This window comes from Pseudoalteromonas sp. SCSIO 43095 (assembly GCF_023650455.1).
Classification (GTDB): Bacteria; Pseudomonadota; Gammaproteobacteria; order Enterobacterales; family Alteromonadaceae; genus Pseudoalteromonas; species Pseudoalteromonas tetraodonis.
In genome coordinates, this window is the sequence record NZ_CP087995.1 from 2,609,193 (window position 1) to 2,632,500 (window position 23,308).

The 23,308-nt window shown below is 43.2% G+C and carries 14 protein-coding genes and 5 rRNA genes (1 of these 19 running past the window's edge); 9 read left to right on the plus strand and 10 right to left on the minus strand.

Going from position 1 to position 23,308, the window contains the following annotated elements; all coding sequences use genetic code 11:
* Positions 1-39 precede the first annotated feature (39 nt).
* From LOC50_RS12295 to rph, 7 genes are all read right to left on the minus strand, one after another.
* Positions 40-1,542 carry an NAD(P)H-hydrate dehydratase gene (locus tag LOC50_RS12295; RefSeq protein ID WP_250653302.1) on the minus strand — a complete coding sequence of 501 codons (1,503 nt, stop codon included), beginning with the start codon at positions 1,540-1,542 and terminating at the stop codon, positions 40-42.
* 704 nt (positions 1,543-2,246) lie between these two features.
* Positions 2,247-2,361, minus strand: a 5S ribosomal RNA gene (gene rrf, locus LOC50_RS12300).
* A gap of 193 nt (positions 2,362-2,554) precedes the next feature.
* Positions 2,555-5,441 (minus strand): 23S ribosomal RNA (locus tag LOC50_RS12305).
* Positions 5,442-5,731: 290 nt separating this feature from the next.
* Positions 5,732-7,267 (minus strand): 16S ribosomal RNA (locus LOC50_RS12310).
* The 16S, 23S and 5S rRNA genes sit together here, the layout of an rRNA operon.
* A gap of 562 nt (positions 7,268-7,829) precedes the next feature.
* Positions 7,830-7,961: a diacylglycerol kinase gene (locus tag LOC50_RS17505; RefSeq protein WP_350309922.1), complete on the minus strand. Its 132-nt coding sequence runs from the start codon at positions 7,959-7,961 to the stop codon at positions 7,830-7,832.
* Between the two features lie 106 nt (positions 7,962-8,067).
* Positions 8,068-8,712: an orotate phosphoribosyltransferase gene (gene pyrE / locus LOC50_RS12315; RefSeq protein WP_036980400.1), complete on the minus strand. Its 645-nt coding sequence runs from the start codon at positions 8,710-8,712 to the stop codon at positions 8,068-8,070.
* A 14-nt stretch (positions 8,713-8,726) separates the two neighbouring features.
* Positions 8,727-9,440, minus strand: coding sequence for a ribonuclease PH (gene rph / locus LOC50_RS12320; RefSeq protein WP_036980403.1), 714 nt, complete (start codon positions 9,438-9,440; stop codon positions 8,727-8,729).
* A gap of 178 nt (positions 9,441-9,618) precedes the next feature.
* On the opposite strand from rph, the gene LOC50_RS12325 reads away from it, so the two are divergent.
* The 6 genes from LOC50_RS12325 (at position 9,619) to LOC50_RS12350 (ending at position 16,006) form a co-directional block, all read left to right on the plus strand.
* Entirely contained in the window at positions 9,619-10,479 is an 861-nt protein-coding gene (locus LOC50_RS12325) for a YicC/YloC family endoribonuclease (protein WP_069438929.1), read from the plus strand.
* Between the two features lie 115 nt (positions 10,480-10,594).
* Positions 10,595-11,215 (plus strand): guanylate kinase, encoded by a 621-nt coding sequence (gene gmk, locus LOC50_RS12330; protein WP_250653303.1) that lies wholly within the window; start codon positions 10,595-10,597, stop codon positions 11,213-11,215.
* 125 nt (positions 11,216-11,340) lie between these two features.
* Positions 11,341-11,616 carry a DNA-directed RNA polymerase subunit omega gene (gene rpoZ, locus LOC50_RS12335; RefSeq protein ID WP_008108220.1) on the plus strand — a complete coding sequence of 92 codons (276 nt, stop codon included), beginning with the start codon at positions 11,341-11,343 and terminating at the stop codon, positions 11,614-11,616.
* Positions 11,617-11,743: 127 nt separating this feature from the next.
* Entirely contained in the window at positions 11,744-13,849 is a 2,106-nt protein-coding gene (gene spoT / locus LOC50_RS12340; RefSeq protein ID WP_069438927.1) for a bifunctional GTP diphosphokinase/guanosine-3',5'-bis pyrophosphate 3'-pyrophosphohydrolase, read from the plus strand.
* Between the two features lie 12 nt (positions 13,850-13,861).
* Complete coding sequence (gene ridA / locus LOC50_RS12345) at positions 13,862-14,254, plus strand: deaminase RidA (RefSeq protein ID WP_013466064.1); 393 nt, start codon at positions 13,862-13,864, stop codon at positions 14,252-14,254.
* A 147-nt stretch (positions 14,255-14,401) separates the two neighbouring features.
* Positions 14,402-16,006, plus strand: coding sequence for a flagellar assembly protein A (locus tag LOC50_RS12350; protein ID WP_036980415.1), 1,605 nt, complete (start codon positions 14,402-14,404; stop codon positions 16,004-16,006).
* A 33-nt stretch (positions 16,007-16,039) separates the two neighbouring features.
* Here the strand turns inward: LOC50_RS12350 and asnA are convergent, their stop codons facing one another.
* Positions 16,040-17,035, minus strand: coding sequence for an aspartate--ammonia ligase (asnA, locus tag LOC50_RS12355; protein ID WP_036980417.1), 996 nt, complete (start codon positions 17,033-17,035; stop codon positions 16,040-16,042).
* A gap of 185 nt (positions 17,036-17,220) precedes the next feature.
* Between asnA and asnC the strand changes: the two genes are divergently transcribed.
* The 3 genes from asnC to recG are packed head-to-tail and all read left to right on the plus strand — an operon-like array spanning position 17,221 to position 20,546.
* The gene (gene asnC, locus LOC50_RS12360) at positions 17,221-17,679 is read left to right on the plus strand and encodes a transcriptional regulator AsnC (RefSeq protein WP_250653304.1); all 459 of its coding nucleotides are present in this window, start codon (positions 17,221-17,223) and stop codon (positions 17,677-17,679) included.
* 41 nt (positions 17,680-17,720) lie between these two features.
* Positions 17,721-18,407: a tRNA (guanosine(18)-2'-O)-methyltransferase TrmH gene (trmH, locus tag LOC50_RS12365; RefSeq protein ID WP_058155326.1), complete on the plus strand. Its 687-nt coding sequence runs from the start codon at positions 17,721-17,723 to the stop codon at positions 18,405-18,407.
* A 57-nt stretch (positions 18,408-18,464) separates the two neighbouring features.
* Positions 18,465-20,546, plus strand: coding sequence for an ATP-dependent DNA helicase RecG (gene recG / locus LOC50_RS12370; RefSeq protein ID WP_250653305.1), 2,082 nt, complete (start codon positions 18,465-18,467; stop codon positions 20,544-20,546).
* Between the two features lie 617 nt (positions 20,547-21,163).
* On the opposite strand, the gene rrf (LOC50_RS12375) is transcribed toward recG, so the two are convergent.
* Both rrf (LOC50_RS12375) and LOC50_RS12380 read right to left on the minus strand, forming a co-directional pair.
* Positions 21,164-21,278, minus strand: a 5S ribosomal RNA gene (gene rrf / locus LOC50_RS12375).
* A gap of 193 nt (positions 21,279-21,471) precedes the next feature.
* Positions 21,472-23,308: ribosomal RNA gene (locus LOC50_RS12380) — 23S ribosomal RNA — on the minus strand; it runs 1,050 nt beyond the window's last position.

The window sequence follows — 23,308 nt, forward strand, 5'->3', positions numbered from 1 at the left end:
TATCAAAAAAAGAACAAAATTAATACTAATGCTTTTATCTTATGGTTTTATAGTATTAATTAACCGCCTTACTATACAAAACAGATCGCTAGGTAGCATGCCTCGCTCTCCATTTTTTTGCCCAGCAATATCACCCGCTTTAGCATGCAGTGTAACACCATAGCAAGTTGCCTCAGCACAATCTAACCCTTGAGCAAGTAATGCCCCTACAATACCAGAAAGAACATCACCGCTACCGCCAACAGCAAGCGCAGGGCTTCCTTCTTCACAAACCCAAGTATGCTTACCATCGGCTATTAAAGTTCCTGCGCCTTTTAAAACACAAACTGCTGAGTAACGTTTAGCACATTGTTGAACATAGCTGAACCGATCAGACTCTATCTCCCCAGTCGACACCTTTAATAATCGAGAGGCTTCGCCCGGATGCGGGGTAAGTACACACCGCGTGGGTATTTTCGGTGAAGCTTGTTTAGCGAGTAAATTAAGTGCATCAGCATCAATAACTAAAGGCATATTATTACGTGTACAATACTCAATGACTTGATTGAAGGTATTTTGCGCCCATTCGTCTTGTCCAAGGCCTGGGCCAATAACAGCACAGCTTGCCCACCCCAATGCATGTTGCAAGTTATTACCACTTACCATAAGCTCTGGTCGGCCAAAACTGACTGGCATAATTGAGCTTTCATGGGTATACACTCTGACCATCCCAGCACCAGCTCTAAGCGCTGCCTCGCTTGTTAACCTGATCGCACCTGCCGTTCCTTGATTCCCACCAATACACAGTAATTTTCCATAACTACCTTTATGACTATTCAAAGCACGTGGACCCAAGCCTTTAAAACTATTGATATTAATAAGCTTACCCGAAGGGCTTGCTAATTCTACGAATGACTCGCCAATAGCCAAGTCATCAAAGATAAGTTCACCAACATACTGTTTACCCGCAGCCGTTGTTAACCCTTGTTTTACCCCTACAAAAGTAATTGTTTTAGTAGCTTTAATTGCAATACCTAAAGGTTGGCCTGTATCAGCATTTATACCTGATGGCACATCAATACTGAGTATTGGTTTAGTGCTTTCATTCGCCGCTTTAATTATAGTGGCAATATTATCGCGTACCGTATTTTCAAGACCAGTGCCCAGTAATGCATCAATGATTACATCACACTCATCGAGTGCATCAGCGCTAAAGTTACAAATTTTACCACCGGCATCAATCCAGCGCTTTTGTGCTTTTGCAGCATCACCGGTTAATTCTTTATTTTCATCTACGACACACACCACGACATGTCTATCGGCTTGCTTAATAAGGCTAGCCGTAATATAGCCATCTCCTGCGTTATTGCCACTCCCTACGAGCACTAGAGTCTGCTGTGCGTTGAATGATTTCCAATTTAAAAATGCGGCATGCCCCGCTCGTTCCATTAGGGTAAACAGATCACAACCACTGGCTTTTGCAGCATTACCCTCATACTCTCTTATTTGCTGTGCTAAATATACGAATTGCTTAACGCTGGAAGACGAAGGTAATAACGACATGATAGGCTCTATAAAAATAAGTGTTGATTAAGTAGACTTTGGGCTCATTGGTTTTTTTTCAAGTAAGACCAGAAATGTATCAATCAGAATAAGGGCGCAACCCCCTTATTTGAGTATTTATTACCAATTTATACCAATTCGCTTAATTAAGCGGTCTATTTTGAGGCAGAAAAAACGGGGTAATAGCTAGGCAAAAAATTCGCTATTCAGTTGTTCTAAATGAGAATTTTTTAACACAGGTAGCGGCACGTTTAGCTCCGCAAAATGATTGAGTATTATTGCGGATTGGTATTACCCCAAACGAATATATTTTCATAATGCCTTTATTCTCAGGCCTTCTATTGCAAGGTATCGTAATGTCGTCCACAGCGTTAGAGTAGTCTTTAGGCGCTTATTCTTTTACTTTTACCTGATGCCTTTTACCTTTCACCTGCGTTTTTACTTTCCTGCAGACATAAAAAAGCCCGACGATTGCTAGTCGGGCTTTCTTTAATTTGGAGTCGGTGCGCTACTTCGTAGCGACAACGCAGTAGAGTGTCGTGGTGCCCACAGCGGTAGAGAGCCACATAGCAAATGTATAGAGTCGGCATTAGGCGCTTATTATTTTCCTTTCACCTGATGCCTTTTACCTTTCACCTGCGTTTTTACTTTCCTGCAGACGTAAAAAAGCCCGACTATTGCTAGTCGGGCTTTCTCAATTTGGAGCCTGGTAATGTCCTACTTTCACATAGCAAATGCTACACTATCATCGGCGCTGTTTCGTTTCACTACTGAGTTCGGCATGGGGTCAGGTGGGTCCAAAACGCTATTGTCACCAAGCAAATATGGTGCAAAGGATTAATGACAAAGCACGTAGTGCTTACATTTCCTTTGCGCAAGGTGCCTCAATGTTAACGCTACGCGCTAAGAGTCACCTCATAAATTTGGAATTCTGATAATAAAGTTTTCAGTAATCTACTTTAGTCTATTAACTTCTTGCTTAAACTGTCGCATAAAACGCGTTTGGCGTTGTATGGTTAAGCCTCACGGGTAATTAGTACAAGTTAGCTTAATGGCTCACACCACTTCCACATCTTGCCTATCAACGTTGTCGTCTTCAACGGCCCTTCAGAGACTTTAAAAGTCTAGTGAGAACTCATCTCGAGGCCTGCTTCGCGCTTAGATGCTTTCAGCGCTTATCAGTTCCGAACGTAGCTACCGGGCAATGCCATTGGCATGACAACCCGAACACCAGCGGTTCGTTCACTCCGGTCCTCTCGTACTAGGAGCAACCCCTCTCAATTCTCAAACGCCCACGGCAGATAGGGACCGAACTGTCTCACGACGTTCTAAACCCAGCTCGCGTACCACTTTAAATGGCGAACAGCCATACCCTTGGGACCGACTTCAGCCCCAGGATGTGATGAGCCGACATCGAGGTGCCAAACACCGCCGTCGATATGAACTCTTGGGCGGTATCAGCCTGTTATCCCCGGAGTACCTTTTATCCGTTGAGCGATGGCCCTTCCATTCAGAACCACCGGATCACTATGACCTACTTTCGTACCTGCTCGACGTGTCTGTCTCGCAGTTAAGCTGGCTTCTACCATTACACTAACCGTACGATGTCCGACCGTACTTAGCCAACCTTCGTGCTCCTCCGTTACTCTTTGGGAGGAGACCGCCCCAGTCAAACTACCCACCAGGCACTGTCCGTAACCCCGATTCAGGGGCCAACGTTAGAACATCAAAACTACAAGGGTGGTATTTCAAGGACGACTCCACAAAAACTAGCGTCTCTGCTTCTAAGTCTCCCACCTATCCTACACATGTAGGTTCAATGTTCAGTGCCAAGCTGTAGTAAAGGTTCACGGGGTCTTTCCGTCTAGCCGCGGGTACACAGCATCTTCACTGCGATTTCAATTTCACTGAGTCTCGGGTGGAGACAGCGTGGCCATGGTTACACCATTCGTGCAGGTCGGAACTTACCCGACAAGGAATTTCGCTACCTTAGGACCGTTATAGTTACGGCCGCCGTTTACCGGGGCTTCGATCAAGAGCTTCTCCGAAGATAACCCCATCAATTAACCTTCCGGCACCGGGCAGGTGTCACACCGTATACGTCATCTTGCGATTTTGCACAGTGCTGTGTTTTTAATAAACAGTCCCAGCCACCTGGTCACTGCGGCTCCCGTCCGCTTAGAGAGCAAGTCTCATCACAGATAGGAGCGTACCTTCTCCCGAAGTTACGGTACGATTTTGCCTAGTTCCTTCACCCGAGTTCTCTCAAGCGCCTTAGTATTCTCTACCTGACCACCTGTGTCGGTTTGGGGTACGATTCGGTATAATCTGAAGCTTAGAGGCTTTTCCTGGAAGTATGGCATCAGCAACTTCATCACCGTAGTGACTCGTCTCGTGTCTCAGCCTAACAGCAACCCGGATTTACCTAAGTCACTAGCCTACACACTTTCACATGGACTACCATCGCCATGCTTGCTTAGCCTGCTCCGTCCCCCCATCGCAATTATACCAAGTACGGAAATATTAATCCGTTTCCCATCGACTACGCCTTTCGGCCTCGCCTTAGGGGTCGACTTACCCTACCCTGATTAACATGGGATAGGAACCCTTGGTCTTCCGGCGTGCGGGTTTTTCACCCGCATTATCGTTACTCATGTCAGCATTCGCACTTCTGATACCTCCAGCAAACCTCCCGGTTCACCTTCAACGGCTTACAGAACGCTCCCCTACCACTCAAAATAAATTTTGAATCCGCAGCTTCGGTGCATAGTTTAGCCCCGTTACATCTTCCGCGCAGACCGACTCGACCAGTGAGCTATTACGCTTTCTTTAAAGGATGGCTGCTTCTAAGCCAACCTCCTGGCTGTCTGGGCCTTTCCACATCGTTTCCCACTTAACTATGACTTTGGGACCTTAGCTGGCGGTCTGGGTTGTTTCCCTCTTCACGACGGACGTTAGCACCCGCCGTGTGTCTCCCGGATAGTACTTTACGGTATTCGGAGTTTGCAAAGGGTTGGTAAGTCGGGATGACCCCCTAGCCTTAACAGTGCTCTACCCCCGTAAGTATTCGTCCGAGGCTCTACCTAAATAGATTTCGGGGAGAACCAGCTATCTCCCGGTTTGATTAGCCTTTCACTCCTAACCACAGGTCATCCCCTAACTTTTCAACGTTAGTGGGTTCGGTCCTCCAGTTGATGTTACTCAACCTTCAACCTGCCCATGGCTAGATCACCGGGTTTCGGGTCTATACCTTGCAACTATTCGCCCAGTTAAGACTCGGTTTCCCTACGGCTACCCTAATCGGTTAACCTCGCTACAAAATATAAGTCGCTGACCCATTATACAAAAGGTACGCAGTCACAGAACAAGTCTGCTCCTACTGCTTGTACGTACACGGTTTCAGGTTCTATTTCACTCCCCTCACAGGGGTTCTTTTCGCCTTTCCCTCACGGTACTGGTTCACTATCGGTCAGTTGGGAGTATTTAGCCTTAGATGATGGTCCACCTATATTCAGTCAAAGTTTCACGTGCTCCGACCTACTCGATTTCACTTAAAATGCGTTTTCATGTACGGGACTATCACCCTGTATCGTGGCACTTTCCAGAGCCTTCCATTAACACATAATAAGCTTAAGGGCTGTTCCGATTTCGCTCGCCGCTACTCTCGGAATCTCGGTTGATTTCTTTTCCTACGGGTACTTAGATGTTTCAGTTCTCCGCGTTCGCCTCGTTAACCTATGTATTCAGTTAACGATACCTGCAAGCAGGTGGGTTTCCCCATTCGGAAATCCTAGTCTCAAGTGCTTTTTACTAGCTTGACTAGGCTTATCGCAAGTTAATACGTCCTTCATCGCCTCCAACTGCCAAGGCATCCACCGTGTACGCTTAGTCACTTAACCATACAACCCAAACGGGTCTTTGTTTTGTGACAGTTTAACTTCGCCAGAAGTTAATATTGAATACTAAAGTAGATACCAATTAATCACGAATGATTAAATTGGCACTGAATGATACTGCTATCATTTTTTTTTACTTTTGAAAACTCTGTACAAATAACATTGTTATTTATACGAATTTTATTATCAGCTTTTCCAAATTTTTAAAGAGCATATTAATTAGTAAACTCAAAGAGCAAACTAACTAACAATCATCTGTGTGGACACTACGAACAAATAAGTTCTAAATCGTATAAGGAGGTGATCCAGCCCCAGGTTCCCCTAGGGCTACCTTGTTACGACTTCACCCCAGTCATGAATCACTCCGTGGTAAACGTCCTCCCGAGGGTTAGACTATCTACTTCTGGAGCAACCCACTCCCATGGTGTGACGGGCGGTGTGTACAAGGCCCGGGAACGTATTCACCGCGTCATTCTGATACGCGATTACTAGCGATTCCGACTTCATGGAGTCGAGTTGCAGACTCCAATCCGGACTACGACGCACTTTAAGTGATTCGCTTACCCTCGCGAGTTCGCAGCACTCTGTATGCGCCATTGTAGCACGTGTGTAGCCCTACACGTAAGGGCCATGATGACTTGACGTCGTCCCCACCTTCCTCCGGTTTATCACCGGCAGTCTCCTTAGAGTTCTCAGCATTACCTGCTAGCAACTAAGGATAGGGGTTGCGCTCGTTGCGGGACTTAACCCAACATCTCACAACACGAGCTGACGACAGCCATGCAGCACCTGTATCAGAGTTCCCGAAGGCACCAAACCATCTCTGGTAAGTTCTCTGTATGTCAAGTGTAGGTAAGGTTCTTCGCGTTGCATCGAATTAAACCACATGCTCCACCGCTTGTGCGGGCCCCCGTCAATTCATTTGAGTTTTAACCTTGCGGCCGTACTCCCCAGGCGGTCTACTTAATGCGTTAGCTTTGAAAAACAGAACCGAGGTTCCGAGCTTCTAGTAGACATCGTTTACGGCGTGGACTACCAGGGTATCTAATCCTGTTTGCTCCCCACGCTTTCGTACATGAGCGTCAGTGTTGACCCAGGTGGCTGCCTTCGCCATCGGTATTCCTTCAGATCTCTACGCATTTCACCGCTACACCTGAAATTCTACCACCCTCTATCACACTCTAGTTTGCCAGTTCGAAATGCAGTTCCCAGGTTGAGCCCGGGGCTTTCACATCTCGCTTAACAAACCGCCTGCGTACGCTTTACGCCCAGTAATTCCGATTAACGCTCGCACCCTCCGTATTACCGCGGCTGCTGGCACGGAGTTAGCCGGTGCTTCTTCTGTCAGTAACGTCACAGCTAGCAGGTATTAACTACTAACCTTTCCTCCTGACTGAAAGTGCTTTACAACCCGAAGGCCTTCTTCACACACGCGGCATGGCTGCATCAGGCTTGCGCCCATTGTGCAATATTCCCCACTGCTGCCTCCCGTAGGAGTCTGGGCCGTGTCTCAGTCCCAGTGTGGCTGATCATCCTCTCAAACCAGCTAGGGATCGTCGCCTTGGTGAGCCATTACCTCACCAACTAGCTAATCCCACTTGGGCCAATCTAAAGGCGAGAGCCGAAGCCCCCTTTGGTCCGTAGACATTATGCGGTATTAGCAGTCGTTTCCAACTGTTGTCCCCCACCTCAAGGCATGTTCCCAAGCATTACTCACCCGTCCGCCGCTCGACGCCAGAGTAGCAAGCTACTCTTCGTTTCCGCTCGACTTGCATGTGTTAGGCCTGCCGCCAGCGTTCAATCTGAGCCATGATCAAACTCTTCAATTAAAAAGTTTTTTGTCTTTCGACAGCTCAATGAATTCTGAATTTATTTAATATCTTTCGATATTGAATTGACTGTGCTGAATAACTACCTAAGTAATTATTCTGTTGGTCACTCAGTTTTAATTGAGACTCTAAATTTGTTTGCCTCACTACCTAAGTAGCTTGGCTGTTAGAACTCAATCTGTACGAGTGCCCACACAGATGATTGCTTTATATTGTTAAAGAACGTTGCGATTAAAGCGTTTAACTTTATCTCGCTAGGGCTGCGCATATTACGCTTTCCTATTTTTTTGTCAACACTTAATTTTGTTAAACTTGAAAGTTTTCGAAACTAAGTTTTACTCAACTCACTGATTAGCTCGTGCCTCGCTATGCGTTGCCCTCTGCCGTCTCAGTGGGGTCGCATTATAGGGAGATCCGAAAACAGATCAACCCTTTTTTGAAGAAAACCTGAAATAAATGACTGTTCGCTGGATATTTGAACGATAGATGCTAAAAACACAACATAACTATCAATTTATTAACAATAAACGCGGTATTTAAGCGTTTAACTGTGAGGTAGCCCTTAAATGTGTGAAAGAATGATCATCATGATCACCAATAGGAGAGTAACCGCTGCAGATCTTATATCTTTAGCTTGATCCGATGGAACCTTAATCTCTGTACTTATACGATCTGCTAATGCTTTTATGGCTATAGTTGGATTTAATCACTCGACTATGAGAATTAACTCGCTTTAACTATTCGTGCGAGTTCTGCTAAATTTTAAACAAAATAAAGCCCCGCTTTTGCGAGGCTCTTACTTATGCTACACCGTATTGATCTCGGTATGCTTTTACTGCCGCTAAATGCTCATCCATGGTTCCTTGATTTTCAAGGTAACTAATTAGATCAGCCAATTTAACAATAGAAGTTACTTGAGTATTAAAATCACGCTCTACTTCTTGTATTGCTGAAAGCTCAGCTTTACCTTTTTCTTGGCGATCAAGTGCGATTAAAACACCACTTAAATCTGCGCCATTTTCAGCAATAATTTCCATAGATTCGCGAATTGCAGTACCTGCAGTGATCACATCATCAACTAGCATTATCTTACCTTTAAGCTCAGAACCTACTAAGCTGCCACCTTCACCGTGTGCTTTTTTCTCTTTACGGTTAAAGCAGTAAGGCACATCTTTGTTGTAATGATCAGCTAACGCAACTGCGGTAGTTGTTGCAATTGGAATACCTTTATAAGCGGGACCAAATAGTACATCATATTCAATTGCTGCATCTTCAAGTGCCGCTGCATAAAAACGGCCTAAACGTGCTAAATCACGTCCTGTATTAAAAAGGCCTGCATTAAAAAAGTATGGACTTGTACGGCCAGATTTTAAGGTAAATTCACCAAACTTTAATACCTGCTTTTCTAAAGCAAATTCAATAAACTCTTTTTGATATTCTTTCATCGCTGATTACCTATTTATGCTAGTGCTTGTTTTTGTACATCTATAATTTCACGAATTGAGTGCTTAGCGAGTGTAAGTAGCTCATCAAGTTCGTCAAACGAGAAAGGCTCGCCTTCAGCAGTCCCTTGTACTTCAATAATTTTACCTGTTTCAGTTAAAATTACATTCATATCGGTTTCTGCAGCTGAGTCTTCAAGGTATTCTAAATCGCTAATCGCTTGGCCTTTATATATACCAACTGAAATAGCCGCGATCATATGCTTAAGTGGATTTGAATTAATCATCCCTTTTGCACGCATGTAAGTAAGTGCATCAACGAGTGCGACACATGCACCACTAATTGATGCTGTACGTGTACCGCCATCAGCTTGAATAACATCACAATCGATAGTAATGGTGTTTTCACCTAACGCTTTTAAATCAACCGCGGCACGAAGTGCACGTGCGATTAAGCGTTGAATTTCCATAGTACGACCGCCCTGCTTACCGCGCGATGCTTCACGGCCATTACGAGTATGTGTTGAACGAGGTAACATACCGTATTCAGCCGTAACCCAACCTTTACCTTGGCCTTTCATAAAGCGTGGTACACCAGCTTCAACAGTTGCTGTACACAAAACTTTAGTATTTCCAAACTCTACTAATACTGAACCTTCAGCATGCATAGTGTAATTACGTGTGAATGTAACCGGTCTAATTTGATTAGGTGTTCTTTCGCTTGGACGCATTAACGATCCCCTTAATTCTGAATTTGCCACATTATAAGTCGATGTGGTGCCAGATGCCATGTTCATTTACATAATTAACTGCATCAGAAAAGCACATTTCAGAAAATTTACGCTAGAGGTTAAAAGCTGATTCGGTATAATCAGTCAACTTTGTATTTAAAAATGTAGGAAATCATCCATGATCCACAGCATGACAGCTTATGCGCGCCGCGAAATTAAAGGCGAATGGGGCACTGGCACGTGGGAAATTCGTTCAGTAAACCAACGTTACCTTGAAACATTTATTCGTGCACCAGAGCAATTTCGTGGCATGGAGCCCGTTATTCGCGAGCGTCTGCGTAAGCACTTACAGCGTGGTAAGGTAGAGGTCTTCTTAAAGTTTGTCGCAAATCCCGCACATGTTGGTGAATTATCAATTAATCAGTCGCTGGCGGAGCAGTTAATTAATAGTGCTAAGTGGGTTCAGCAACAAAGCAGTGGTGACATTAACCCTGTGGATATTTTACGTTGGCCTGGTGTTATGGAAGCACAAGAAATTGATATGGATAGTGTAAATACGGCACTCATTACTGGCCTTGACCAAGTAATTGAAGACTTTAAATCTGCACGTGGTGATGAAGGTGCAAACCTTGAAGAAATGATAGCTACACGATTAACCGCTATTTTAGAACAAGTTGATATCGTTGAAGCACACATGCCAGAAATTACTAAATGGCAACGTGAAAAGTTAGTACAAAAACTTGAAGATTTAACAACAAATATTGATGAGTCACGCCTTGAGCAAGAACTGATTTACCTTGCACAAAAGCAAGATGTTGCTGAAGAGCTAGATCGTTTAAAGTCGCACGTTAAAGAAACACGCAAAATCCTGAGTAAAGGTGGTGCTTGTGGTCGTCGTTTAGATTTTATGATGCAAGAGTTTAATCGTGAAGCAAACACCCTCGCCTCTAAGTCAATCAACAGTGACATCACCAATGCAGCGGTAGAGCTAAAAGTATTGATTGAGCAAATGCGTGAGCAAATTCAGAACATTGAGTAACTTTTTTGGCTTTACCACTCACTTGAGCATAATTAGCTAAATAAAGTACAATATAATAATTGAAGGCTTGAGCTGTTTATAGTTCGAGCCTGTTTATTTTTAGATAGAGAAAATAATGGCACACTCTCGCGGAAACTTATTTATTTTATCTGCGCCTTCTGGGGCGGGTAAATCGAGCTTAATAAATGCATTACTAAAAAAGCATGCTGATATGAAAGTATCGGTATCGCACACTACCCGCGCACCGCGCCCTGGTGAAAACGATGCAGAACACTACCATTTTGTATCGGTTGATGAGTTTAAGGCACTAATTGCCAAAGATGACTTTTTTGAATGGGCGCAAGTATTTGATAATTATTACGGTACTTCTAAACAAGCCATTGAATCACAGTTAGCCGCTGGCATTGATGTGTTTTTAGATATTGATTGGCAAGGCGCTCGCCAAGTTCGAAAAATAATGGATGACGTAAAAACTATCTTTATTTTACCGCCGTCAAAGCAAGAGTTAGAGCAACGTTTAAATAACCGTGGCCAAGATTCAGCTGAAATTATTGCCGGGCGTATGGCACAAGCTCAATCAGAAACCTCTCATTACGATGAGTATGACTTTGTTGTTGTGAATAATGATTTTGATACTGCTTTAAGTGAGATAGAAAGTGTTGTTATTGCACAGCGATTAACGCTAAAAGCGCAAACCACGCGTCATCAAACTTTAATTAATGAGCTACTTAAATAATCTAAATTATGATTAATTTTCGGTTCATGCCTTAAAATAGATAAAAATTAACCACTGGCTATTGGCGAAACTTGCTGCGTGCAGTAAACTACGCCTTTGCTTTTAAATTATTTTGGAGTGCTAAGATGGCTCGCGTAACAGTTGAAGATGCAGTAGATGCAATTGGTAATCGTTTTGACTTAATTTTAGTTGCGGCCCGTCGTGCCCGCCAAATTGCTGTTGGTGGTAAAGATCCACTGGTAGATCCTGAGAACGATAAGCCAACAGTTGTTGCTTTACGTGAAATCGAACTTGGTTTAGTTGATAATTCTTCAATGGATGTTATTGACCGTGAAGAACAACAACACCAAGAAGCGGCAGAACTAGCTGCTGTTGCTGCCATTGTTGGTGGCAACCAATAATCAACCGCCCGGTTTGATTTAGCTAACGGCATAGTATTTCAACTATAGCCGTTGGCAATCCTTTGTTTTCATCGTATATTCGTAACTTATCCTAACTTATTTGCTTCACGAGAACATTGGAGTGTGAATGTATCTTTTTGAAGGTCTTAAAAAGAAAATCTCAAAATACTTGCCAGCAGACGATGTTGAGCTAGTTCAAAAAGCTTATGTGGTAGCCCGAGAGGCCCATGAAGGTCAAACTCGCTCAAGTGGCGAACCTTATATTACTCACCCCGTTGAAGTCACTCAAATATTAGCTAGCATGCACCTTGACCATGAAACGCTCATGGCAGCATTGATGCACGATGTGATTGAAGATACTGATTTTAGCCAACAGGATTTAGCTGAAATATTTGGTGAAACGGTGGCTGAACTCGTTGAAGGTGTGAGCAAGCTTGATAAGTTAAGCTTTAAAGATAAAAAAGAGTTTCAAGCTGAAAACTATCGAAAAATGATTATGGCAATGACCCAAGATATTCGGGTTATTTTAATCAAGTTGGCTGATAGAACGCATAACATGCGAACATTAGGCGCACTTCGCCCTGATAAACGTCGCCGTATTGCTCGCGAAACTCTAGAAATTTATGCGCCGATTGCTAATCGTTTAGGTATTCACGATATAAAAAATGAGCTAGAAGACTTAGGTTTTCAAGCGCTGTATCCAATGCGTCATCGTGCACTTAAATCGCAAGTGGCTAAAGCGCGTGGAAATCGCAAAGAAGTTATTTCAAATATTCAAACAGAAATTGAAGCACGCCTTGAAGAATCAGGCATAAAGGCCACCGTATCAGGCCGTGAAAAGCATCTATACAGTATTTATAAAAAAATGCTTAACAAAGAGTTACTGTTTAACGAAGTCATGGATATTTACGCTTTTCGTATTGCGGTGGATTCTATGGACACCTGTTATCGCGTACTTGGTGTAGCTCATAACTTATATAAGCCAATTGAAACCCGCTTTAAAGATTATATTGCTGTACCAAAAACTAATGGCTATCAATCACTTCATACTTCTTTGGTTGGCCCGCATGGTATTCCTGTTGAAATTCAAATCCGTACTCACGATATGGATCACATGGCAGACAAAGGAGTCGCGGCTCACTGGATGTATAAAAAGTCTGGCGACAATGCTGGCCACACTGCGCAGCAGCGTGCTCGCCAATGGATGCAAAGCTTACTAGAGTTACAGCAAAGTGCGGGATCATCATTTGAGTTTGTTGAAAACGTTAAAACCGAACTCTTCCCTGAAGAAATTTACGTGTTTACTCCTGATGGTCGCATCGTTGAACTGCCAATGGGCGCGACTGCGGTCGATTTTGCTTATGCCGTTCATACTGATGTTGGTAATACTTGTGTAGGCGCACGCGTTAATCGTAAGCCTTACCCTTTAAGTAAAGCCATTGATACTGGGCAAACAATAGAAATTATTACTAGCTCAGGCGCTCATCCTAACGCAACATGGCTTAACTTTATTGTTACTGGTAAAGCGCGACTGGGCGTACGTAACTACCTTAAAAGCCAACAGCATGAAGAAGCATTATTATTAGGTCGTCGCTTACTTGATTCAGCCCTAGGTGAGAACAAGTTTGATAACCTGCCAGCTGAAAATATTACGCGAGTGCTTGAGGAGCATGAACTCTCTTCAACCTTAGAGCTACTTGTAGAAATTGGCTCAGGTAATTTAATGAGCATGCTGATTGCCAAACGCTTATTACAAAACGATAACGATGACTTAAACGATATTGCTAAACGTGCAAAAGCAACCATTATTGGCACTGAAGGTATGTTAGTTAATTATTCTAAATGTTGTCGTCCAGTGCCTGGAGACGCTATTACAGCCCATGTCAGCCAGGGTAAAGGTTTAACGGTTCATCGCCAAGAGTGTAAGAACATTCGTGGCTGGGAAAATGATCGTTCGAAATACCTTGTCGTAAAATGGGATGATAATCCAGAAAAAGAATACATTGCGGCTTTACGGGTAGAAATTATTAACCACCAAGGTGCGCTGGCTAAATTAACCAATGTGGTCGCAACGACACAGGCCAATATTGTAGAAATAGCTACCGATGAAAAAGAAAGTAATTTATACGTGATAGACTTAGGGATAACAGTTAAAAACCGTATCCACGTCGCTAATATCATGCGTCGTATACGTGTGATGCCGGATGTACAAAAAGTCTATCGTAAAAAATAAAATAGGAACATCATGAATAAAGCATTTATATCAACGGATAAAGCACCTGCAGCGATTGGCACATACAGCCAAGCAGTGAAAGTGGGTACAGCGGTTTATTTATCTGGCCAAATTCCACTTGTCCCTGAAACAATGGACGTTATATCTGAAGACTTTAGCGAGCAAACACACCAAGTATTTAAAAATATTTGTGCGGTTTGTGAAGAAGCTGGCGGCACCATTCAAGATTTAGTAAAAGTAAATATTTACCTTACTGATCTTTCAAATTTTGCCATTGTTAACGAAGTAATGAGCCAATATTTTAAACAACCTTATCCTGCTCGCGCTGCTATTGGCGTTCGTGCACTACCTAAAGGTGTACAAGTAGAAATAGACGGCATTATGGAACTTCCTTCAACAAACTAACCTCTATAAGCTATGAGCGCCGCTCATAGCTTATATTCCAATCTGTAACTACACTTTGATGAATTCTTGACTCAAAACTAAAATTCTAGCACTCTGTAATCACGTTATTTAATTAAACCTTACTTTAGTAGTAGAAAAGGATGACTTGTGTTTAAGCTTGCTAAAAATGGCAATGTATTGCTCGATACGAGTAAATCTGCACCCGCCAGTGCTGCTTTTATCATTGAAGCAATTGAACAATCGCCTTACAGCGAGTGTGAAATCAATCATGACGCCATAAATAACTATTTCAGCAGTGCAACACCTGAACGTATATTAGTTGTTGCAACACGTCGTGATGCCACCTTAAGCGTGAAGATAAGTGATGATAAAATGCTAGCCACGGGCACGCTCACTCTTGCTAAAGGGGGAGCAACACTGAGTTTTGATGAAGCTAAAAAAGAATTAGTTAAAGCGCACGTTGCGAGAGGTTATAAGCAAGCATTTTTAGAGCAACTTTTACAAAAGCAATCTGAACTCCCATCTGGCTCCATAGTCAGTGGTCCACTCGCCAAAGGGCGCTTACCTATAGACGGTAAACCAACTAAATTTAACGCAATGGTTCAAACACTTAAAGATCGTCTAAAAGCCCCTAAATTAAAAGAAGATGGCAGTGTAGATATGCGCGACTTTGGTAAGTTAGCAAGTGTAAAACCAGGTGAGTTACTAATACAGCAACAACCCGCTACACCAGGCCAAGAAGGGTTTACCGTGTTAGGCGATGTATTACCTGCAAAACCCGGACAGGTTCATACTCTAATTGCAGGTGAGGGCACTGAAATCTCAAAAAATAATCCGATGGAATTACTCTCTACGATTGCTGGCGTGCCGGTTGAAATAAATAATGGCATGCGTGTTGACGATATTTTTACTGTCAACGATGTGTCGGTAAAAACAGGGCATATCGACTTTGAAGGCAGTGTGATAGTGAGTAAAAATGTAGAGCCAGGTATGCGTATTAATGCAACGGGCGACATTACCGTTTTTGGTACGGTTGAATCTGGCGAATTAACCGCAGGAGGCGATATAACTGTAAAACAAGGGGTAATTGGCCATCAAAAGCCTGAAGATAAATCACTGTCTTGTAAAATAATATGCGCAGGCGATTTCCATGCCTCACACTCTCAATATTGTTACATTGAAGCTAAAAACATTCTGCTTGACCGTCAAGCTAGCCACAGCTCAATGAAAGCAAAGAGTACAATACAAATTGGTCAATCCGAGTTGTCTAAAGGAAAGCTATTTGGGGGTGAAATTCTAGATGCCACTAAACTGATTGCTGGCGAGATAGGTAATGAATCTGGCGCTAAAATGGTAATTAATTTAGCGGCTTCAGCCAATGAAATGACTAAAGAGATTGATAAATCTTTTAGTGAACTAACAGCAACAAATGAACAAGTTGATAGTTTACAAGCGGCTTTAGAAAAAGCAGATTTAATTAAAGATGCAGATAAAAAAAATGAACTCATAAATAAAATTGGCACCACGCAGCTACACCTTAGTCAGCAAGCAGCACAATTAGAAAAGCAAGTAGCAGGTTTAGAGCAAAAACTGAATACGTTACTCGATGAAGCCATGTTAACTGTGAATGGCGTTTTACATTCGGGTGTAGAGATCCATATCTTCAATAAACTGCTTAAAACGACCCGTAACTTCCCACCGAGTAGTGTTAAGTTAGAAAATAACAAAATAGAAATTGAATTTAAAACTTAATAATAAGGGGCTGTTAGTAACAGCCCCAACTTTTTATAGTAAACCGTCTACACTTGTATAGGTTTGCGCTGGCCACACACCTACCTGCACTTGCCCTATATGTTGTTTTTGTAATAACAGCATCGCTAAACGAGATTGACCAATACCACCGCCAATTGTCTGTGGAAGCTTACTTTCTAGTAATGCCTTATGCCAGTCAAACTCTAAACGGTCTTCATCTCCCGTAATACTTAATTGAGTTTGCAATACTTCAGGGCTTACACGAATTCCCATCGATGAGATTTCGAAAGCGTCTTCAAGCACTGGGTTCCATACTAAAATATCACCATTTAATCCCATGTACTGCTCGCATGTCGGGGTTGACCAATCGTCGTAATCTGGCGCTCTCACATCATGAATTTTGCCATCACTCAATGCTCCCCCAATACCAATTAAAAATACAGCGCCATATTCTTGAGTAATCGCCTTTTCACGCTGCTTGGCTGTGAAATCTGGGTACATTTTACGTAATGCTTCACTATGTACAAAAGTAATCTCTGTAGGTAAAAATGGTGTTAAACCAAAGCTGTCACTAACATATTTCTCAGTGGCTTTAATACCTTGGTAAATAGTTTCAACCGTTTGCTTCAAAGTAGATAAACAACGCTGCGTACTTTCACAAATAACTTGTTCCCAGTCCCACTGATCAACATACACAGAATGGATTGGGCTTAGTGAATCTTCATCAGGTCGCAACGCTTTCATTTGTGTGTAAATTCCTTCACCTTTAGAGAAACCATACTCACCCAAGGTTTTTCGTTTCCACTTTGCTAACGAATGCACAACTTCGTAACGGCTATCTGTAATGGCTTTAACATTCACCGCAACAGCGTTCTCGTGTCCACTTAAGTTATCCTGAGTACCGTCACCTACCTTAGCTAAAATAGGTGCCTGCACCTCAATTAAGCCTAATTTTTGCTCTAATTGCTGTGAAAAAAACTGTTTAACTTTACTTATTTGCTGCTGCTGCTGCACATAGTGTGAACTCATAATAATTGGCCTCATTCCCAGTTATTGTATTGGCGACTCAGCGCTTAGTAGCGCTTCAATATGGTTATCGTAACAATTAAACGGTTTAATTCAATAACCCATAACAAAAATAGCTTTACGATATTAAAATCATTAAAAAAATGGTATAAAAACATTAAATACAACAATACAAAGCAACTAAACCTATGGAAAATTATCAAATCGATAATCTAGACAAACAGATTCTGCATGCATTAATGGATAATGCACGTACACCCTATGCTGAATTAGCAAAGCGTTTCGGTGTCAGTGCAGGAACAATTCATGTGCGGATTGAAAAAATGAAACAAGCGGGGGTCATTACAGGTACCCAATTAACCATTAATACCAAACAGCTTGGCTACGATGTATGTTGTTTTATCGGCATTAATTTAAATAATGCCAGAGACTACCCACAAACTCTGATTAAGCTTGAATCATTAGAAGAGGTTGTTGAAGCGTATTACACCACCGGTAATTACAGTATTTTTATTAAAGTAATGACTCGATCGATCGATCATCTACAAGATGTATTGATCAATAAAATACAAGCAATAGAAGCTATTCAGTCAACCGAAACCCTGATCTCATTACAAAACCCGATTAGCCGAACAGTGGTGCCTTAAGGTGAAAAATCTCGTATAATTTGCCGAAAAAGAGGACTCCCATGCAGCAAACTCGTTATCAAAGAATTGAAAGTGTACTTTCACGTCGTCAAACCGATCTTACCGTGTGTTTAGAAGACGTACATAAACACCATAACTTATCTGCCATAGTCAGAACGGCCGATGCTGTTGGTTGCCATCATGTGCATGCAGTCTGGCCAGAAAAGCAAAAGTGGCTAACCAATAATACCTCAGGTGGCAGTAAGAACTGGTTAGACACACACCTTCACAGAAATATAGATGATGCCGCAGCCAGTATCCGTGCTCATAACCCCGATGTACAAATTTTGGCAACTCATTTAAGTGAAGATGCCGTCGATTTTAGAGAAATTGATTACACTAAACCCACTGCAATTATTGTCGGCCAAGAAAAAACGGGGATCTCAGAAAAAGCGCTCGAATATGCAGATCAAAACATTATTATTCCAATGCAAGGCATGGTGCAATCGTTAAATGTATCCGTTGCAGCAGCATTAATCTTATTCGAAGCACAACGTCAACGTGAGTTAGCTGGGTTATATGATAGAAATATGCTGAGTGAAGAAATAAAACACCCAATGTATTTTGAAGGCTGCCACCCAATTATTGCAAGGCAGTGTAAGCAAAAGAACTTACCTTATCCCGCACTTGATGAGCATGGCGAAATCGTTGCGGATGAACAGTTTTGGCAGGCATTAAAACATACTTGATGCATATACAGTGTATAAGTACACTTAACTCACTAAATAACAATAATTGAGCCTACTTTGTCTAAACCTAGCTTAAGCCAATACCCAATCACAGAACTTAAAGGCGTAGGCCCTAAAATGGCTGAACGACTTTTAAAGCTAGGCATTACCACAGTGCAAGATATGCTTTTTCATTTACCGCTAAGGTATGAAGACAGAACGCGTATTTATGCTATTAGTGAGCTTACCGCACATAGCCATGTAACGGTTCAAGCAACCATTGAAACAAGCCAAATTACCTTTGGTAAAAGGCGTATGCTGGTTTGCCAAATAAATGATGGGACAGGTAGGTTAACTCTACGATTTTTTAATTTTACCGCAGCACAAAAAAACGCATTTAGCGCGGGTAAAATAATTCGCTGTTTTGGCGAAATACGTCGCGGACGTGTTGGCTTTGAAATGAGTCATCCTGAATACAGTATTAGCGACACTTTTGAACAGCAACCAACATCATCAACACTTACGCCAGTCTATTCAACAACCGAGGGGTTAAAGCAACTCTCTATCAGGGCGTTGAGTGAACAGGCAATAGAATTGCTTCAAAAATACGCAGTAGAAGAGCTACTACCTCAACAATGGCAACCATCGCAACTACCGTTAAGTGATGCGTTATTGCTATTGCATCGCCCCCCTAATGATGTTGATATCATTGCGCTTGAACAAGGGACTCACCCAGCACAACAACGGCTCGTTTTTGAAGAGTTGTTGGCTCAAAATCTCAGCCTCTTAAAAGTAAGAGAGCAAGGGCAACAAGTTAAAGCTATTGCCCTTGAGCCCACTAATCCATTAGAAGCGCAATTTCTAGCACAATTACCCTTTGCGCCAACCAATGCACAAAGCCGTGTAGTATCAGAAATTAAAACAGACATGCAGCACGCTTACCCTATGATGCGACTTGTCCAAGGGGATGTTGGCTCTGGTAAAACATTAGTCGCAGCCCTGAGCGCTTTAACTGCGATAGCACAAGGCTATCAGGTCGCATTAATGGCGCCAACAGAGATATTATCAGAGCAACACGGAATCAACTTTTCCAACTGGTTTGAAAGCCTTGGAATAACGGTTGCTTGGCTAGGCGGTAAAACAAAAGGAAAAGAGCGAGTTAATACCCTTGCTATGATCGCCTCTGGTGAAGCGCAGATGATTGTAGGTACCCATGCTTTATTTCAAGATGAAGTAAAATTTAACAATCTCGTACTTATCATTATTGATGAGCAACATCGCTTTGGGGTTCATCAACGTTTATCACTGCGTGAAAAAGGGCGCTTTGGTGATTGTTACCCACATCAACTAGTAATGACAGCAACACCTATACCACGTACGCTCGCGATGACTGCTTATGCAGATTTAGAAACCTCTGTGATTGACGAATTACCACCTGGGCGAACTCCTATTACCACTGTTGCCATCCCTGATACCCGCAGAGATGACATCATTAGTCGAGTGAAACTTGCCTGTAATGAACAAGGTCGACAAGTTTACTGGGTATGTACTCTTATAGACGAGTCTGAAGTATTACAATGCCAAGCAGCTGAAGACAGCGCTTTACAATTAAAAGAAGCCTTACCTGAACTTAATATTGGTTTAGTCAATGGGAGAATGAAAGCCACTGAAAAGCAAGCCATTATGAGTGAGTTTAAAGCGGGAAACATTCATGTACTAGTCGCAACAACCGTAATCGAGGTCGGTGTTGATGTCCCCAATGCGAGCCTAATTATCATTGAAAACCCAGAGCGCTTAGGTTTAGCACAGCTTCACCAATTACGAGGCCGTGTAGGACGTGGAGCAACCGCATCGCATTGCGTTCTTTTATACCATGCACCACTTTCTCATACTGCACAGAAGCGATTAGGAGTACTGCGCGACAGTAACGATGGCTTTGTTATAGCAGAACGTGATTTAGAAATACGCGGCCCAGGTGAAGTACTTGGAACTAAACAAACCGGTTTAGCCGAATTCAAAATCGCTGATTTAACACGCGATAAACAAACACTCAATCAAGTAAGGCCCATCGCACAACAAATGCTTAAGCAATATCCTCAGCATATAGACCCACTTATTCACCGCTGGTTAGGTAATAAATCAAACTACGCACAAGCATAGTCGGTTTTTAAACTTTACTTTTCACTTCATCATCCAGGCTTATACCAATTCGCTTAATTAAGCGGTCTATTTTGAGGCAGGAAAAACGGGTTGATAGCTAGGCAAAAAATTCGCTATTTAGTTGTTCTAAATGAGAATTTTTTAACACAGATAGCGACACGTTTAGCCCCGCAAAATGATTGAGTATTATTGCGGATTGGTATTACCCCAAACGAATATATTTTCATAATGCCTTTATTCTCAGGCCTTCTATTGCAAGGTATCGTAGTGTCGTCCACAGCGTTAGAGTAGTCTTTAGGCGCTTATTCTTTTACTTTTACCTGATGCCTTTTACCTTTCAGCTGCATTTTCACTTTATTCCAGACATAAAAAAGCCCGACTCTTTTGAATCGGGCTTTCTTGTATTTGGAGTCTGTGCGCTACTTCGTAGCGACAACGCAGTAGAATGTCGTGGTGCCCACAGCGGTAGAGAGCCACATAGCAAATGTATAGAGTCGGCATTAGGCGCTTATTCTTTTCCTTTTACCTGATGCCCTTTACCTTTCACCTGCGCTTTTACTTTCCTGCAGACGTAAAAAAACCCGCTACATTACTGTAACGGGTTTCTCTTATTTGGAGCCTGGTAATGTCCTACTTTCACATAGCAAATGCTACACTATCATCGGCGCTGTTTCGTTTCACTACTGAGTTCGGCATGGGGTCAGGTGGGTCCAAAACGCTATTGTCACCAAGCAAATTTGGTGCAAAGGATTAATGACAAAGCACGTAGTGCTTACATTTCCTTTGCGCAAGGTGCCTCAATGTTAACGCTACGCGCTAAGAGCCACCTCATAAATTTGGAATTCTGATAATAAAGTTTTCAGTAATCTACTTTAGTCTATTAACTTCTTGCTTAAACTGTCGCATAAAACGCGTTTGGCGTTGTATGGTTAAGCCTCACGGGTAATTAGTACAAGTTAGCTTAATGGCTCACACCACTTCCACATCTTGCCTATCAACGTTGTCGTCTTCAACGGCCCTTCAGAGACTTTAAAAGTCTAGTGAGAACTCATCTCGAGGCCTGCTTCGCGCTTAGATGCTTTCAGCGCTTATCAGTTCCGAACGTAGCTACCGGGCAATGCCATTGGCATGACAACCCGAACACCAGCGGTTCGTTCACTCCGGTCCTCTCGTACTAGGAGCAACCCCTCTCAATTCTCAAACGCCCACGGCAGATAGGGACCGAACTGTCTCACGACGTTCTAAACCCAGCTCGCGTACCACTTTAAATGGCGAACAGCCATACCCTTGGGACCGACTTCAGCCCCAGGATGTGATGAGCCGACATCGAGGTGCCAAACACCGCCGTCGATATGAACTCTTGGGCGGTATCAGCCTGTTATCCCCGGAGTACCTTTTATCCGTTGAGCGATGGCCCTTCCATTCAGAACCACCGGATCACTATGACCTACTTTCGTACCTGCTCGACGTGTCTGTCTCGCAGTTAAGCTGGCTTCTACCATTACACTAACCGTACGATGTCCGACCGTACTTAGCCAACCTTCGTGCTCCTCCGTTACTCTTTGGGAGGAGACCGCCCCAGTCAAACTACCCACCAGGCACTGTCCGTAACCCCGATTCAGGGGCCAACGTTAGAACATCAAAACTACAAGGGTGGTATTTCAAGGACGACTCCACAAAAACTAGCGTCTCTGCTTCTAAGTCTCCCACCTATCCTACACATGTAGGTTCAATGTTCAGTGCCAAGCTGTAGTAAAGGTTCACGGGGTCTTTCCGTCTAGCCGCGGGTACACAGCATCTTCACTGCGATTTCAATTTCACTGAGTCTCGGGTGGAGACAGCGTGGCCATGGTTACACCATTCGTGCAGGTCGGAACTTACCCGACAAGGAATTTCGCTACCTTAGGACCGTTATAGTTACGGCCGCCGTTTACCGGGGCTTCGATCAAGAGCTTCTCCGAAGATAACCCCATCAATTAACCTTCCGGCACCGGGCAGGTGTCACACCGTATACGTCATCTTGCGATTTTGCACAGTGCTGTGTTTTTAATAAACAGTCCCAGCCACCTGGTCACTGCGGCTCCCGTCCGCTTAGAGAGCAAGTCTCATCACAGATAGGAGCGTACCTTCTCCCGAAGTTACGGTACGATTTTGCCTAGTTCCTTCACCCGAGTTCTCTCAAGCGCCTTAGTATTCTCTACCTGACCACCTGTGTCGGTTTGGGGTACGATTCGGTATAATCTGAAGCTTAGAGGCTTTTCCTGGAAGTATGGCATCAGCAACTTCGTCACCTTGGTGACTCGTCTCGTGTCTCAGCCTAACAGCAACCCGGATTTACCTAAGTCACTAGCCTACACACTTTCACATGGACTACCATCGCCATGCTTGCTTAGCCTGCTCCGTCCCCCCATCGCAATTATACCAAGTACGGAAATATTAATCCGTTTCCCATCGACTACGCCTTTCGGCCTCGCCTTAGGGGTCGACTTACCCTACCCTGATTAACATGGGATAGGAACCCTTGGTCTTCCGGCGTGCGGGTTTTTCACCCGCATTATCGTTACTCATGTCAGCATTCGCACTTCTGATACCTCCAGCAAACCTCCCGGTTCACCTTCAACGGCTTACAGAACGCTCCCCTACCACTCAAAATAAATTTTGAATCCGCAGCTTCGGTGCATAGTTTAGCCCCGTTACATCTTCCGCGCAGACCGACTCGACCAGTGAGCTATTACGCTTTCTTTAAAGGATGGCTGCTTCTA